The organism is Rhodococcus sp. T7, from assembly GCF_009872365.1.
GTDB lineage: Bacteria > Actinomycetota > Actinomycetes > Mycobacteriales > Mycobacteriaceae > Rhodococcus_F.
On the sequence record NZ_WXYH01000333.1, the window covers coordinates 35,811 to 48,270 of the forward strand.

Consider the following 12,460-nt stretch of genomic DNA (forward strand, 5'->3'; position numbering starts at 1 on the left):
GATACGTAAGCGGAGTCGGTCATCATTCGTGCACGAGGACGACCTTCACCGCCTCACCCCGATGCTGCACGGCCACAGCCTCATTGATCTGCGAGAACGGCATCGTCGTGATCAACTTGTCGAACGGGAACTTGCCCTGACGGTGCAGGTCGAGGAGGTGCGGAATGAACGTATCGGGGTCGGAATCCCCCTCGACGATCCCGCGGATCGTGAGACCGAACAGTTGCGTCGACATCATTCCGATCTCGAGTGTGGCGGCCGGGTCGGCGGGCACGCCGATGAGGCCGAGGGACCCTCGGACACCCAGTGACTGAAGGATCTGGTCCAGCACGGGGCGGAGGGCCGTCGTGTCGAGGGCATAGTCGACGCCGTCGGGCACAATTGCCCGGATCTGCTCGGAAAGAGCGCCGTTAGCTGGGTCGACGACATGTGTCGCACCCAGTGTGAGAGCGAGTTCGCGGCGCGACTCGTGCGGTTCGACGACGATGATCACACCGACCTCGCGTACCACAGCGGCAAGGACGGCTGCCAGGCCGACCGAGCCTGCTCCGACGACGACCAAGGACGAACCCGGCTCGACGTCGAGTGAGTTCAGCACCGCGCCGGCGCCGGTCTGGATTCCACAGCCGAGCGGGCCCACGAGTTCGAGCGGGGCATCGTTCGCAACCTTGACGACATTGCGTTCGTGGGCGATCGCGTGCGTCGCAAGCGAGGACTGCCCGAAGAAGTTGCTGCCGAGCTGAGTGTCACCGTCGGCAATCGCCGAACTGCCGTCCGGACGCACGCCGCCGAAGTTGTAGGCCATGAAGTTATGGCAGTAGGCAGGCTCACCCTTCTCGCAGTGGGCGCACTGGCCGCAACTGTTGAAGCTGATCGCGACCTTGTCGCCTTCAGCGACCTTGGTGACCCCGGATCCGACCTTCACGACCGTGCCGCTGCCTTCGTGGCCGAAGACACCCGGGAGCGGGAACGGGAGATGTCCCTCCTTGACGGCCAGGTCGGTGTGGCAGAGACCGACGCCGGCGATCGCGACGAGAACTTCGTATTCCGCGGGTTCGCTCAAGGACACGGTCTCGATGGCGAAGTCGCCGGCGACTTCGTGGACTACGGCGGCGCTGATCTGCACGATTGCTCCTAGATTCAGGGTGTTTGAGCCTTTGCCCGCTGTGGGGCATCACTTCCGTACGGGTGATGTTAGGTAGGTCACAAGGCAAGAAGACAGGGGTGACGGCCAAGTTCGCTCCAATCTCCCCCTTCTCCCCCCCGGTGGGGGGAGGTGAAGGCGCGAGGCCTGTTCGCTGCGGGGTGGTTCGTAGCTCCGATGAAGTATCGGAACCACCCTCTGGTGCGACGCGGCAGGGAAGGCGGACGGGGGAGACTCGAGTCACATCTTGGGGTCACATGGATCTGGCTCACAATCAGGAGGAAACGAATGTCTGTTGATCCTTCGGCGATCATCGTCGGAGTAGCCGCGGCACTCGGTGGCATCGTGCATACCGCCGATCTCCCGGAACCTGCACAAGGCATTGCAACGCAACAGGTTCAATCGATCGTGGACGCCGCACCCGCACTGGGCGCGCAGATCGACGAATCCATCGCGGGACTGCCTCGGGAAACCCGGGACCCGGCTCGTCGAATCGTCGACGATGTCGCCGGTGCCGTCCAGGGTGTGATAGCGCCGTATCTTCCGCCCGCGCCCCCGCCGGTGTCCCCGCAGGACCCGTTGCCGCCCCGGGATCCCCGGCCTGAGGGCACCGCGAATCCACAGTCCGCCGGCCCCGTTGCGACGGAGCCGCATTTCACGGTTCCGTGGTCGTCGCAGACGACGGATGATGCACTCATGCAGGGAGAGTCGGATGGCACGTCGCCGCGGCTGTTGCCATCGGTGCTCGAGTATCCCGCCGCAGCGTCGTCGACGATCGGTTCCATCGCAGTATTCGTTCCGTGGTTCCAGAAGGCGGGCGCCATCTGCGATGGCGTCAAGGCGCCCGTTCTCGCTGCGCTGTACGCCGCGGAGAACGGATTTCGCTACGGCGCAACCGCTCCGACGTCCCCATCCGGGGCGCGTGGTCCCGGCCAGTTCATGCCGGCCACGTGGGCGCGGTACGGCAAGGATGCCGACGGTGACGGGAAGGCCGACATCCTCGACGTCGCGGACTCGGTGATGGCCTCCGGGCACCTGCTGTGCGACATGTACGGCCAGATCGAGCAATGGAAATCCCAGGGCGAGGTGGTCGGAGACACGCTCGACCTCACGATCGCCGCATACAACGCGGGCGCCGGCGCGGTTCGACTCAATCACGGTATGCCCTCGGGTGCGCCGGATTACGAGAATCAGACAAAGCCCTATGTCGCGAAGATCCGCGCATCCGAACAGCGATACGCCTCCCTTCTCGGAGTCTTCGGGGGCGGGGTTGACGGAATCGGCGGCAAGATCGTCGAAGCCGCTGTCCGCTATCTCGGTCTGCCGTACGTATGGGGCGGCGGGAACGTGAACGGCCCCTCGGCGGGCGGGTTCGACTGCTCAGGGCTGACGTCCTACGCCGTCTATGCGGCGACGTCGGGTCTGGCACTGCCCCGGACCTCCGAGACGCAATGGAATGTCGGTGTGGAGGTTCCCATCGGAGACGCCAGACCAGGGGATCTGCTGTTCGGGAACTGGGGGCCCGCAGGTCCCGGGCATGTCGCGATCTACGTCGGAAACGGTCAAATGGTGCACGCCCCGACGACGGGTGACGTGGTTCGAGTCGCGCCGGTATTCGACGGGATGAAGGCGCGAAGGGTGGTGTCGTAGAGCAGACCAACGTGCGAGGTCCCTACGTCGACTGCTCAACGTAGGGACCTCGGTTCGTCAGCTAGCTTTGTACGGCACCGGACGTCGGACTGCCCGGTGCCGCCGTCTCCCGTCGGTTGACATCGCCTTGCGCGAGGAATCGCTCGCGGACCACGAGATAGAACGGGAAGGCCATGGACACGCCGATATAGGACAGCAGCACGAAGACCACGCCCCACTTCCGCCCCATACCGATTCGGACAGTATCCGTGAGCACCCATACGATGAAGACCACCCACGCGATCAACATGTCGACGCTCAGGAACGCCGCGGTGCCGCCCGGCTCGATACCGTCACCGAAGAACTCGACCGGGTTGAGAATATTTCCCCCGTCGCCCATCCAGTCGAACGCGAACGGCCAGGTCAGGAGCAGAGCCGCCGTCCCGGCGACGAGATAGAAGGAGTGCCGGACATTCATCGCGGTATCCCCGCGCGGCAGCGTCGACACAACCTCACCTGCTGTCTGCGACGCGGACGTGGATCTCGTCGTCGCTGTTGCCGATGACGAGCTGGCAGGACAGTCGGGAATCATCGTCCGCTGCGTCGAGATAGGCGATCAGATCCGCCTCCTCGTCGGTCGGCTCGGCGAAGTGGTGAGCGTGCTCCTGCGGAAGATGGACGTGACAGGTTGCGCAGGCGCAACTGCCGCCGCATTCGGCGACGATGCCGGGGAGGTTGTTGCGAAGCGATGCATTCATGATCGTTTCGCCGGGGTCGACGTCGATCTGCCGGGTCGTGCCGTCCGGCAGATGGTAGGTAACTTTCGGCATGGTTTCGTAGTGCTTTCTTGCTCGAAGGCGATGCGCCGAGCGTCATTCCGGACTCGGCGCATCACCGGGTCAGGCGAAAGTGAGGTGGACGGGAAGGCGTCGAAGTCCGCCGACGAAGTTCGTCTGGATCATCTTCGGTGCACCGGTCACCTCGACACGTCGGAGCTTGGGGAGCAACTCTTCGAGCATGACCTTCATCTCGAGCTTCGCGAGATGCTGCCCGATGCACATGTGCGGTCCGTATCCGAAAGCGATCTGCTTGTTCGGGCGGCGGTCGATGTCGAAGATGTCGGGGTTGTCGAAGACCTCGGCATCGCGGTTGCCGGACTGGAACAGCAGCATCAGCCGGTCGCCCGCCTTGATGGTGCGTCCACGCAGTTCGTAGTCGGTAAGGGCGACGCGGGTGAACTGTTTGACCGGAGACACGATGCGCAATGCCTCGTTCACCAGGTGAGGAACCAGGCTGAGATCGCCGCGCACTCGATCGAGAATGTCCGGGCGGGCGGCCAATTGCTGCAGGCAACCCGCGAGCGTACTCGCCGTGGTGTCGTGCCCCGCGGTGGCGATGGCGACGAACCACCCGTACGCAAATGTCTTCGCGAAGTATTCACCGTTCGCGTCCTTCGCGCCGGCGATGAGAGTCGCCAGGTCGTCACGCGGCTCAGCGCGCCTGCTTTCGACGAGAACATCGAAGTAGGCGTAGAAGTCTGAAATCGCTGCGGCCCATTGCTGTGCTGCAGCGTCGGGTGACAGTGCCTCGACGTCCTCGCGCGCCGCATCGGGGTCAGCGACACCGAAGAGGTCCTGGGTCAGGGCCATCATGCGCGGTTCGTCTTCCACGGGAACGCCGAAAAGCGACATGATGACGTGCAGGGGGAAGAACACCGCGAACTCGTGGACGGCATCCAGATCTTGGCTTCCGGCGACGAGGCGCGCAACGGATTCCCTTGCGGTCTCACGGATGCGGTCTTCCCACTTCTTGAGGTTGGCCGGCCGGAACCAGTCGAAGGCGACGTCCTTGATCGTGGTGTGCTCCGGGGGGTCGAGGTAGGGCAACGCGTCCAGGATGCGAAGACTTCCGCCGGTGAGTTTCTTGGTGAACTCGTCCCCGGCCTGGTTGCTGAGAATGGGGTTGTGCGAGCCCTTGTTGTCGCCGCCGCCTGCGCTGAAAATCTCCGGCTGCCGTTCGATCTCCATCAGATCCGAGTGCTTACTGACGAGCCAGAGTGCGTCGTATCCCTCTACTCGCGCCTGCGCGAGAGGCTGATTCTCGCGCAGCCACCGGTAGGCCTCGTATAGCTTCGCGTCGTCGCTGTGTCCCTCGGGAAGAACGATCTGCCGGGCTATTTCGTCGGGAATTGTTGCGGTGTCAGCGGATTCGACCGTCGTCATGGTCTACCTTCTCTCTCGTGTGGGCTGAACAGCGCCGAGACGCCCGGGCATTGCGCCCACGTCCTCGAGTGCTGTGACTCGAGTCTCATGCATCGTGGAGGTTGGTACGTCACCCGGATGAGGTGTTTTGATCCCGCTTCGGAGGGGGTGAGTGGCGCTTGCGCGTGCGGGCCTGCAGTGCGGTCGACTCGATCCCGCTTTGGTTGGACAATATCTACACTTCGACCGTATTTAGTGGCAGAATACCGGTCGTATGGGTTGCCACACGAGAGGAGCATCCTGTGCGGGCGAGGCTATGGTCGTTGATTCTGGCTGCGGTGGTGACAGCGGCGAGTGCGAGCCTGGTAGTTGGAGCCGGTACGGCGTCAGCCGACCTTCCCCTTCCCGCCGAGGATGCGTTCTACCAAGCTCCGGCCGGCTACGAGGCGGCGCCGGCGGGGACGATCCTCCGGTCACGGCCGGTGGCAGCGACGGCGTTGAGCGTGCCGCTCCCGGTCGACTCCTGGCAGGTGCTCTACAAGTCCGTCGACTCCCAGCGGGCCCCGGTCGCAGACGTGGCCACGATTCTGGTCCCGCGAACTCCGTGGACAGGCAATGGTCTCCGTCCACTCGTCTCGTATCAGACCGCGGAGGACAGCCTCGGTTCCCGGTGCGCACCGTCCTACGCTCTCACCGCCGGGCTCGGAGCCGCGACCTCGAACGCCGCGACCGAGTCGGTGATGATCGCGTATCTGCTGTCCCGCGGGTGGGCGGTCGTCACCGCCGACTACGAGGGTCCGCAGTCCGAATTCCTCGCCGGTCCGCAGTCGGGATATGCGGTTCTCGACGGAATCCGCGCCGCGAAGCACTTCGCGCCGGCGGGACTCGACGCCGACGCGCCCACGGGATTGTGGGGATATTCCGGCGGTGCGTTCGCCACGGCGTGGGCCGCTCAGCTTCAGTCCGCGCATGCCCCCGAACTGCGACTGGACGGAATAGCTCTGGGCGGGTTGCCCGCCGATCTCGAGGCGGCCATGCGGAACGTCGACGGCGGGTACGGGTTCGGACTCACCTTCGGGGGCCTGATCGGAATCGACCGTGCCTATCCCGAGGATCGGCTGAGTGAGCTGTTCACCGCGGAAGGCCGGGCGGCCATGCAGGCGAGTAGTGCGGATTGCACCGTCGAACTCATTGCGAACCACGCATTCCGGTCGCTGCACGACTACACCGTCGACCCGCGGCCCTTCGACGTTCCTTCGTTGCGGGAGGCCCTCGCCGAGAACAGCCCCACGGCAGTCGGGACGAGGGCACCGATCTACAGCTATCACGCGAGCGGGGACGAACTGGTACCCGTCGCGGTCCCCGACGAGTACGTCCGCCGGGCCTGCGCTGCCGGCAGCACCGTTCAGGTGGTTCGACCTCCGGGCGGGAGCCACAACACCACGTTGATCTCCGGTGCACAGGGTGCGATCGACTTCCTCGCAGCACGATTCGCCGGCGAGCCCGCCATCGACGACTGCCGATAACGCATCCGCAGCAACTTACAGCATCGAGCTGCCACCGTTCACGCTGATCACCTGACCGGTGACGTAGGACGCCTCCTCCGAAGCGACGAAGGCGACTGCGGCTGCGACTTCCTCGACAGTTCCGGGGCGGTTCATCGGAATGAGGTTGCGCATCTGGGCCCCGAATACCGCCATGTCCTCCTTGACTTCGGGGGTTGCGGCCGCCAACTTCGCCGCCGCCTCCGGTGTCTCGACCCAGGCGGGGGCGACAGTGTTGACGGTGATGCCGGAATCTGCGAACTCGCGGGCGAGCCCGGTCCCGAAGGCATGGACTCCTCCCTTGGCAGCGTTGTAGATCGCGTGCCGGTACAGACCGTTGCGCACGGATTCTGCACCGATGTGGACGATCCGGCCGTAGCCGGCGTCCACCATGTGGGGAAGTGCTTCGAGGGTGGTGTACAGGGTCGTCCACAGGTTGCGGTCGACGGTGGCCCGCAGTGTTTCCTCGGTGTGATCGAACGTGGGAAGAATGACACCACCGCCCGCGCAGTTCACGAGGACGTCGATTGCGCCGCGTTCGGTGACCGTCCGCCGGACGAGTTCGGCGGCATCTTCGCGTTGCGACAGGTCTCCTACAACGGTGGTCACCGATGCCGCACTACCGGGCCGAAGATGGTCTGCCACCGCCTCGACCGCGTCCGCGCTGAGGTCCCCGAGGACGAGGTCGGCTCCTTCGTCTGCGAGTCGGACGGCGATGGCCCGGCCGATGCCGCTGCCGGCCCCGGTGACAACCGCGGTCCGGCCTTTGAACCTGTTCATGTGGTGGTACTACCTTCCGCTGGTGCTCGACGCGATCGTGTTCAGTCTTCGTTCGGTGCTACGTACACCCGGCCGCCGGTCACCACCGTGCGGTACTTCTTCAACGCCAGCACAGCGGGAAAGCACAGGGGTGCTCCGGTGCGGACGTCGAACCGGGCCATATGGAGTGTGCAGAGCACCTCGTGGCCCTCGAGTTCGCCCTCTTCACCCAGCGACCACTTCTCGTGACTGCAGGAATCGGAGGTGGCGTAGAACTCGCCGTCGACGCGATAGACGGCGATCCCGCCATCCGCCTCCAGCCGAAGGGTTTCACCGTCAGCCAGATCGTCCTCGTTGCACGCGAAGATCAGTGCTGCGGTTGATATTTCTGGTGCCATGATCGGCCCTCTCGTGATGCGTGAATTCGGTGCGGGTGACAGTTCAGATGATGAAACTGATCTTGCCTTGAGGATCGAGCATGTCGTGGGCCAGGACAGCTCGCTTGCGGCGGATCAGGAAGGAGGAACCTTGCGGTACCAGGTCGTAGTCGTAGCGGCCCACGTACGTGTCGAACTTTCCGGCCTTGGCGCGGTTGATGATGAAATTGGCGGTGACGGAGATGCTTTCGTCGGACTCGCTCAGAATGCGCACGTTACCGACGATCCGACTGGTCTGTGAGTGCGGAAACTCGGCGTGCGCTTCCGGCTTCTTGAGGCGAATCACGCGCTGCTCGAGCATCGTGCGGCCGTCATGGATGAGCGACCAGGTAAGACCTGGATCGGCGTCCGGCCGGTCGGTGGCCGGCACCTCGTACGTGCAGTCCAGGGTGAACAGGTCGAGCCACTCCTCGAGCCGCCATCGATCGATCAGGGCGGCCTCGTGGAAAAGGAAATCCTCTACTGCGCTTCGAGTGGTGATGGACGGTGTCGCTGACACGGAAGTCATACCGATGTCCTTCTGTGATGACTGGATTGTGGATTATTCGGTGTGAACGAGCGAGGTCAGGCGTCGACACCTTGCTTGTCGAAAGGAACGAAAGGCGTGCCCTCGGTGGGGAGTTGTTCTCCGGTGATGCGCCTGTTCCATTCTCGCCACCACGACCGCATTTGAAGTTCGTCGTTGGCGGCCGGTACCGGCTTGCCCATACCTTTCGACACGTCGGACCAGGCGATCTCGTTGCGTGCCCCGAACCCCTTCTGAGCCTGTTCGAGCGCCTCGACGTCGTCGGGGGTTGCCAGTCCTGCCGGGCCCCAGAAGGTGAGTGCATTATTGATGCGGTATTTGACGAATTCTTCGTCGACACCCTTGGGGATGATCTGCCAGCCGGTGACGAGGGTTTCGGAGGGACTCACCGGGTAGAAGGTGCGTAACGTCAACCCGAAGCTGAGGTCGATCAGGATCATGCTGGGAAAGAACACCGAATTCCGGGCAAGACCGAACGCAGCGTTGGCGTAGTTTTCGCCGAAGTTCTGTTCGGCCTGTGATCGCAAGTCGGCGAGAGTTTGTTTGACACCGTCTGTGGCCAGGGGAAGTCCGTTGGCCGGGTACATCAAGGTGGCGTGGCCGTTGGGGAACTCTGTGCCCATGCCGGCGGGACCGACCCCGTTGACGGTGTCCTGGCCCAGCATCGGAGGCGTGGCACCCAATTCCATCATCATCTCGAAGTACGTGTGATGCACGGACTTCGCGTGATATCCGTCGATGCTGTTCTCGACGAGGAGCTTCCAGTTCGCCTTCAGTGAGTACTTGTGGGTGCCCTCCAGAATCGCGATGCCTTCGGGAGACTGATCGGCCGCGAGGTCGATGAAGTAGCGGGCGTCGCCGAGGTACGTCAGCAGGTCGGGCGCGTCGGCGTCGAAGTTGACGAAGTAGAGCCCGCGATAGGAGTCGACCTGCGCCGGGGACTGCAGACCCTTGTACACGGTCGCCGGCTCGGTCTTGTAGTCCTCGTTGCCGGGAACATTGACCAACTCGCCCGAGTTCCGATACGCCCAGCCGTGATAGAAGCACGTGAAGATCTTGGCGTTGCCCGAGGAGTGCCTGCACACGGAGGAGCCGCGATGCAGACAGGTATTGAGCAGCACCCGCACGTCACCGTGGCGGTCGCGGTTGAAGATCACCGGCCGCCCGCCGACGTCACGCGTCTGGAAATCGTTCTTGCCCGGGATCTCGGACTCGTGTCCCACATAGAGCCACGTCTTGCCGAAGATCTCCTTGCGCTCGCGGTCCAACACCTCCTCGGAGGTGAAAGCTTCACGGTTGACCCGGAAGAGGTTGTTCTCGCGGTCGTCGATGATGAATTGCTCTGCAGTCATGGAGTGATCCGTTCTGATGAGTGCGGCTGCGGCGGCATGAGTTAGCGATGGTCTGCGACGTCGGGTTTGGACGTGGCCAGGTCCCGGAAGAGCCAGCTGTCGGGGTCGGAACCGGTGGCGGGCACCACCAGCACGGCAGTCGGGCCGATCGTCATCCAGTTCCGGCCGTCGTCGTCCGGCTCGGCAGGCAGGATTTCCACGGTCGTGAAGACCTCGTTGCTCAGGTCGTGGGTCCCGATGATCACGTTGATCTTGCAGCCCTCGGACTCGATGTGAAGTATCTTGTCCGGACCACCCTTGAAATGCTGAATGTGACGCATGGTTGCCTTCCTTATCGGGCGGGTGTCTGTTCGCCGACGAGGTCCGTGAGACTCCCACCGCGCCGGTAGATCTTGCGAAACGCAGCGACAGCTTTCGCGTTGTTGACGCTGACCTGGGCTATCGGGTTCTCGTCGGTGTCGACGTAGACGGCGCGGAAATACCCCTCCGCCATCGAACCCTCTCGATGAGCGAGTTCGCCGAGCGAGGGCCTCCCGACGATCTGGATGCGGGAGCCGTACTGGTCCGACCACACGTAGGGAAGCTGCGGTGCAGGCGGTTCGGCGCCGGTCAAAATCGAGGCAACCGCATCGGCCTGCTCGCCCGCGCTGGTCCAGTGCTCGATCCGAGCCCGGACGCCGAGCAGCGGATGCGGGCGAACGGCGAGGTCGCCGATGGCGAAGATCGACGGGAAACCGGGGATCTCGTAGCGCTCGGTGCAGTGCACGCCGTCGTGGTCGACGGGCAATCCGCTGCCCTCGAGCCAGTGCGTGTTCGGTGTTGCACCGACCCCGACGACAACGAGGTCGGCGGGCACCGCTCTTCCGTCGGCGAGCGCAACACCTTCGACGCGCGCGCTACCGAGGAATCGCTCGACACGTGCTTCGGTGACGAGTTCGGTGCCGTTGAGCGCGTGAATCGAGGAGACCTCACGTCCTACCTCGTCACCGAGGATCGGACTCATCGGGACGGCAAGCGCCTCGATGACGGTGACGTCGAGACCGCGGAGTCTCGCCGCGGAGGCGAATTCGGCACCGATGAACCCCGCACCCACCACCGCCACGCGTGGTTTGCCGGCGAGTGCGTCGCGCAGCGCTGTCGAATCGTCGAGTGTTCGGAGCGTGTGCACGCCGGTCAGACCCGGGGGCACCGGCAAGCTCCGGGCCCGGGCGCCCGTCGCGATCACCAACCGCTCGTAGGAGATTTCCTCGCCGGTGTGAGTGACCACGACCTGCCGTGCCGGATCCAGCGCGGTGGCGCGCACGCCCAGGCGGACATCGAGGTCGAGTTCGGCCGCGAGTTCGGGTGTCAGGAGTCGCGGGACCTCCGGAGTGTGGCCTTCGGCCAGGAGGTCCTTGGACAGCGGCGGTTTGTCGTAGGGCCAGTGCTGCTCGCTCTCCACGAGCGTGATGGGCCCGGCAAAACCGCGCTGTCGCAGAGCGATTGCTGTTCGAGTGCCTGCAACAGAGGCGCCGACGATCAGGATGGACATAATGGTGAACGTAATCATCCGCCGCCTCCCGGGTGTGCGCGGTTCCGGCCGCTGGAACACCCGTCGCGAGGGCGCGGGCTAGTTCTGCCTCCGCCGTGCGATGGACAGAACGGCCGCTCCTGCCGAGTTGGTTGCTACGGCCGCTGCGGCGACACACAACAACGTTGCCGTCGTGCCGATGGCGAACGAACCGTGAAGCCAGGCGATCGCGGTCGGCAGTCCGAATCCCAGGTAGCCGAGACAGTAGACCCGGCCGGTCATGGTTCCCAACCGGCCGGCCGGGGCCAATCGCTCGCAATCGCGCAAGCATCCGACCAACGTCAGCCCGTAGCCGATACCCAGCACGGATGCGGCGGCGACCACCACCCAGACCGACTCGGTAGCTGCTGCCCAGGCGGCGGCGAGCGTGCCCGCTACGACGAGCACCACGCCGATCACCCGCGCCGAACCCGATCGCCGAGTCGTGGTCCCCACGAAACGTTGCGCGAGGAAACCCAGTCCCAAGCTGAGCAGACACAGCAGCCCCGAGAATGCGGAGGAAAAGCCGTCCAGTTGCGTAGCCACGATGGACGGGAGGATTGCGTACGCGATACCCAGTGCTCCGAAGATCCATGGGGCTGCAGGAATCACGAGGAGGTGGAATTCGACGGGGAGTGGCGTTCGAATCCTCTCCGACGGTGGCGACAGGGTGCGTGCTGGACCCGGCGCGGACCTTGCGATCAGCACCGCGCCGACGACGCAGAGCGCCGTGTGCAGGACGAACGGCGCGACGGTCGGAGCGGGAGCCCACTGGGCGAGGGCGCCCGACGCGGCCGCACCCATCGCGAAGCCACTCGTCAGGCTCATCGCCGACGCTCGCGGAGCGCGGCCAGGCTCTGTCGACAGCGAGTCGAGCGACAGCCCACCGACCACCATCCCGATACCCAGCGCCACGCCGGTCGACATTCGTCCGGCGAACATCAGCGCGGGGTCGTGCGACCCGACTGCGACCAGAATCGAACCCAGTGCGCTCAATGGCACGGCCAGGACGAGGGGACCCCGGATGCCGCGGCGCTCCGCGAGCCGATGCGAGAGCAGGAGAGAGGGAATCAAACCGACCACGTACGCGAACAGCAGGGTATTCACGGCGAGTTCGCTGAACCCGCGCTCCGTCCGGTACATGGTCAGCAACGGAGTGAACTGATTGCCACCCCACGCCACCACGAACATCGCAGAGCAGACCGCAAGCCAGGTCCAGTCCTGACGACCGGATCGCTGCGGGTCGGCCGTGGGGTTTGGTGATTCGCCGGTCGAAGCAGTCTGCGGTAGAGCCATCGAACACGTCCTAGGTTCGCGAG

13 protein-coding genes are annotated in these 12,460 nt (G+C 64.4%); 2 read left to right on the forward strand and 11 right to left on the reverse strand.

Going from position 1 to position 12,460, the window contains the following annotated elements:
* Positions 1-22: 22 nt before the first annotated feature.
* Complete coding sequence (locus MLGJGCBP_RS29500) at positions 23-1,126, reverse strand: NAD(P)-dependent alcohol dehydrogenase (RefSeq protein ID WP_087560803.1); 1,104 nt, start codon at positions 1,124-1,126, stop codon at positions 23-25.
* Between the two features lie 306 nt (positions 1,127-1,432).
* Here MLGJGCBP_RS29500 and MLGJGCBP_RS29505 point away from each other — a divergent pair, with 306 nt between their 5' ends.
* Entirely contained in the window at positions 1,433-2,794 is a 1,362-nt protein-coding gene (locus MLGJGCBP_RS29505) for a C40 family peptidase (RefSeq protein WP_160100016.1), read from the forward strand.
* Positions 2,795-2,855: 61 nt separating this feature from the next.
* Here MLGJGCBP_RS29505 and MLGJGCBP_RS29510 read toward each other — a convergent pair whose 3' ends face one another.
* From MLGJGCBP_RS29510 to MLGJGCBP_RS29520, 3 genes are all read right to left on the reverse strand, one after another.
* Positions 2,856-3,251, reverse strand: coding sequence for a DUF2834 domain-containing protein (locus MLGJGCBP_RS29510; protein ID WP_236581435.1), 396 nt, complete (start codon positions 3,249-3,251; stop codon positions 2,856-2,858).
* Between the two features lie 34 nt (positions 3,252-3,285).
* Positions 3,286-3,603 carry a 2Fe-2S iron-sulfur cluster-binding protein gene (locus MLGJGCBP_RS29515; RefSeq protein ID WP_087560805.1) on the reverse strand — a complete coding sequence of 106 codons (318 nt, stop codon included), beginning with the start codon at positions 3,601-3,603 and terminating at the stop codon, positions 3,286-3,288.
* A 69-nt stretch (positions 3,604-3,672) separates the two neighbouring features.
* Positions 3,673-4,995 carry a cytochrome P450 gene (locus tag MLGJGCBP_RS29520; RefSeq protein WP_087560806.1) on the reverse strand — a complete coding sequence of 441 codons (1,323 nt, stop codon included), beginning with the start codon at positions 4,993-4,995 and terminating at the stop codon, positions 3,673-3,675.
* A gap of 281 nt (positions 4,996-5,276) precedes the next feature.
* Here MLGJGCBP_RS29520 and MLGJGCBP_RS29525 point away from each other — a divergent pair, with 281 nt between their 5' ends.
* Positions 5,277-6,500 (forward strand): lipase family protein, encoded by a 1,224-nt coding sequence (locus MLGJGCBP_RS29525; RefSeq protein WP_160100018.1) that lies wholly within the window; start codon positions 5,277-5,279, stop codon positions 6,498-6,500.
* Positions 6,501-6,515: 15 nt separating this feature from the next.
* Here MLGJGCBP_RS29525 and MLGJGCBP_RS29530 read toward each other — a convergent pair whose 3' ends face one another.
* From MLGJGCBP_RS29530 to MLGJGCBP_RS29560, 7 genes are all read right to left on the reverse strand, one after another.
* Positions 6,516-7,298 carry an SDR family NAD(P)-dependent oxidoreductase gene (locus MLGJGCBP_RS29530; protein WP_160100020.1) on the reverse strand — a complete coding sequence of 261 codons (783 nt, stop codon included), beginning with the start codon at positions 7,296-7,298 and terminating at the stop codon, positions 6,516-6,518.
* Between the two features lie 41 nt (positions 7,299-7,339).
* Complete coding sequence (locus tag MLGJGCBP_RS29535) at positions 7,340-7,675, reverse strand: non-heme iron oxygenase ferredoxin subunit (RefSeq protein ID WP_087560809.1); 336 nt, start codon at positions 7,673-7,675, stop codon at positions 7,340-7,342.
* A 43-nt stretch (positions 7,676-7,718) separates the two neighbouring features.
* Positions 7,719-8,222: an aromatic-ring-hydroxylating dioxygenase subunit beta gene (locus MLGJGCBP_RS29540; protein ID WP_160100022.1), complete on the reverse strand. Its 504-nt coding sequence runs from the start codon at positions 8,220-8,222 to the stop codon at positions 7,719-7,721.
* 56 nt (positions 8,223-8,278) lie between these two features.
* Positions 8,279-9,592: an aromatic ring-hydroxylating oxygenase subunit alpha gene (locus tag MLGJGCBP_RS29545; RefSeq protein WP_160100024.1), complete on the reverse strand. Its 1,314-nt coding sequence runs from the start codon at positions 9,590-9,592 to the stop codon at positions 8,279-8,281.
* A gap of 41 nt (positions 9,593-9,633) precedes the next feature.
* Entirely contained in the window at positions 9,634-9,912 is a 279-nt protein-coding gene (locus tag MLGJGCBP_RS29550; protein WP_087560812.1) for a hypothetical protein, read from the reverse strand.
* Between the two features lie 11 nt (positions 9,913-9,923).
* On the reverse strand, positions 9,924-11,123 hold the full coding sequence (locus MLGJGCBP_RS29555; protein ID WP_160100197.1) for an NAD(P)/FAD-dependent oxidoreductase: 1,200 nt from the start codon (positions 11,121-11,123) through the stop codon (positions 9,924-9,926).
* 78 nt (positions 11,124-11,201) lie between these two features.
* Positions 11,202-12,437 (reverse strand): MFS transporter, encoded by a 1,236-nt coding sequence (locus tag MLGJGCBP_RS29560; RefSeq protein WP_160100026.1) that lies wholly within the window; start codon positions 12,435-12,437, stop codon positions 11,202-11,204.
* Positions 12,438-12,460 lie beyond the last annotated feature (23 nt).

What these genes read in the sequence shown, in the direction of transcription:
- MLGJGCBP_RS29505 (WP_160100016.1), top strand. Translation starts at nt 1,433, where the DNA reads ATGTCTGTTGATCCTTCGGCGATCATCGTCGGAGTAGCCGCGGCACTC.
- MLGJGCBP_RS29510 (WP_236581435.1), bottom strand. Translation starts at nt 3,251, where the DNA reads ATGAATGTCCGGCACTCCTTCTATCTCGTCGCCGGGACGGCGGCTCTG.
- MLGJGCBP_RS29515 (WP_087560805.1), bottom strand. Translation starts at nt 3,603, where the DNA reads ATGCCGAAAGTTACCTACCATCTGCCGGACGGCACGACCCGGCAGATC.
- MLGJGCBP_RS29520 (WP_087560806.1), bottom strand. Translation starts at nt 4,995, where the DNA reads ATGACGACGGTCGAATCCGCTGACACCGCAACAATTCCCGACGAAATA.
- MLGJGCBP_RS29530 (WP_160100020.1), bottom strand. Translation starts at nt 7,298, where the DNA reads ATGAACAGGTTCAAAGGCCGGACCGCGGTTGTCACCGGGGCCGGCAGC.
- MLGJGCBP_RS29535 (WP_087560809.1), bottom strand. Translation starts at nt 7,675, where the DNA reads ATGGCACCAGAAATATCAACCGCAGCACTGATCTTCGCGTGCAACGAG.
- MLGJGCBP_RS29540 (WP_160100022.1), bottom strand. Translation starts at nt 8,222, where the DNA reads ATGACTTCCGTGTCAGCGACACCGTCCATCACCACTCGAAGCGCAGTA.
- MLGJGCBP_RS29545 (WP_160100024.1), bottom strand. Translation starts at nt 9,592, where the DNA reads ATGACTGCAGAGCAATTCATCATCGACGACCGCGAGAACAACCTCTTC.
- MLGJGCBP_RS29550 (WP_087560812.1), bottom strand. Translation starts at nt 9,912, where the DNA reads ATGCGTCACATTCAGCATTTCAAGGGTGGTCCGGACAAGATACTTCAC.
- MLGJGCBP_RS29555 (WP_160100197.1), bottom strand. Translation starts at nt 11,123, where the DNA reads ATGTCCATCCTGATCGTCGGCGCCTCTGTTGCAGGCACTCGAACAGCA.
- MLGJGCBP_RS29560 (WP_160100026.1), bottom strand. Translation starts at nt 12,437, where the DNA reads ATGGCTCTACCGCAGACTGCTTCGACCGGCGAATCACCAAACCCCACG.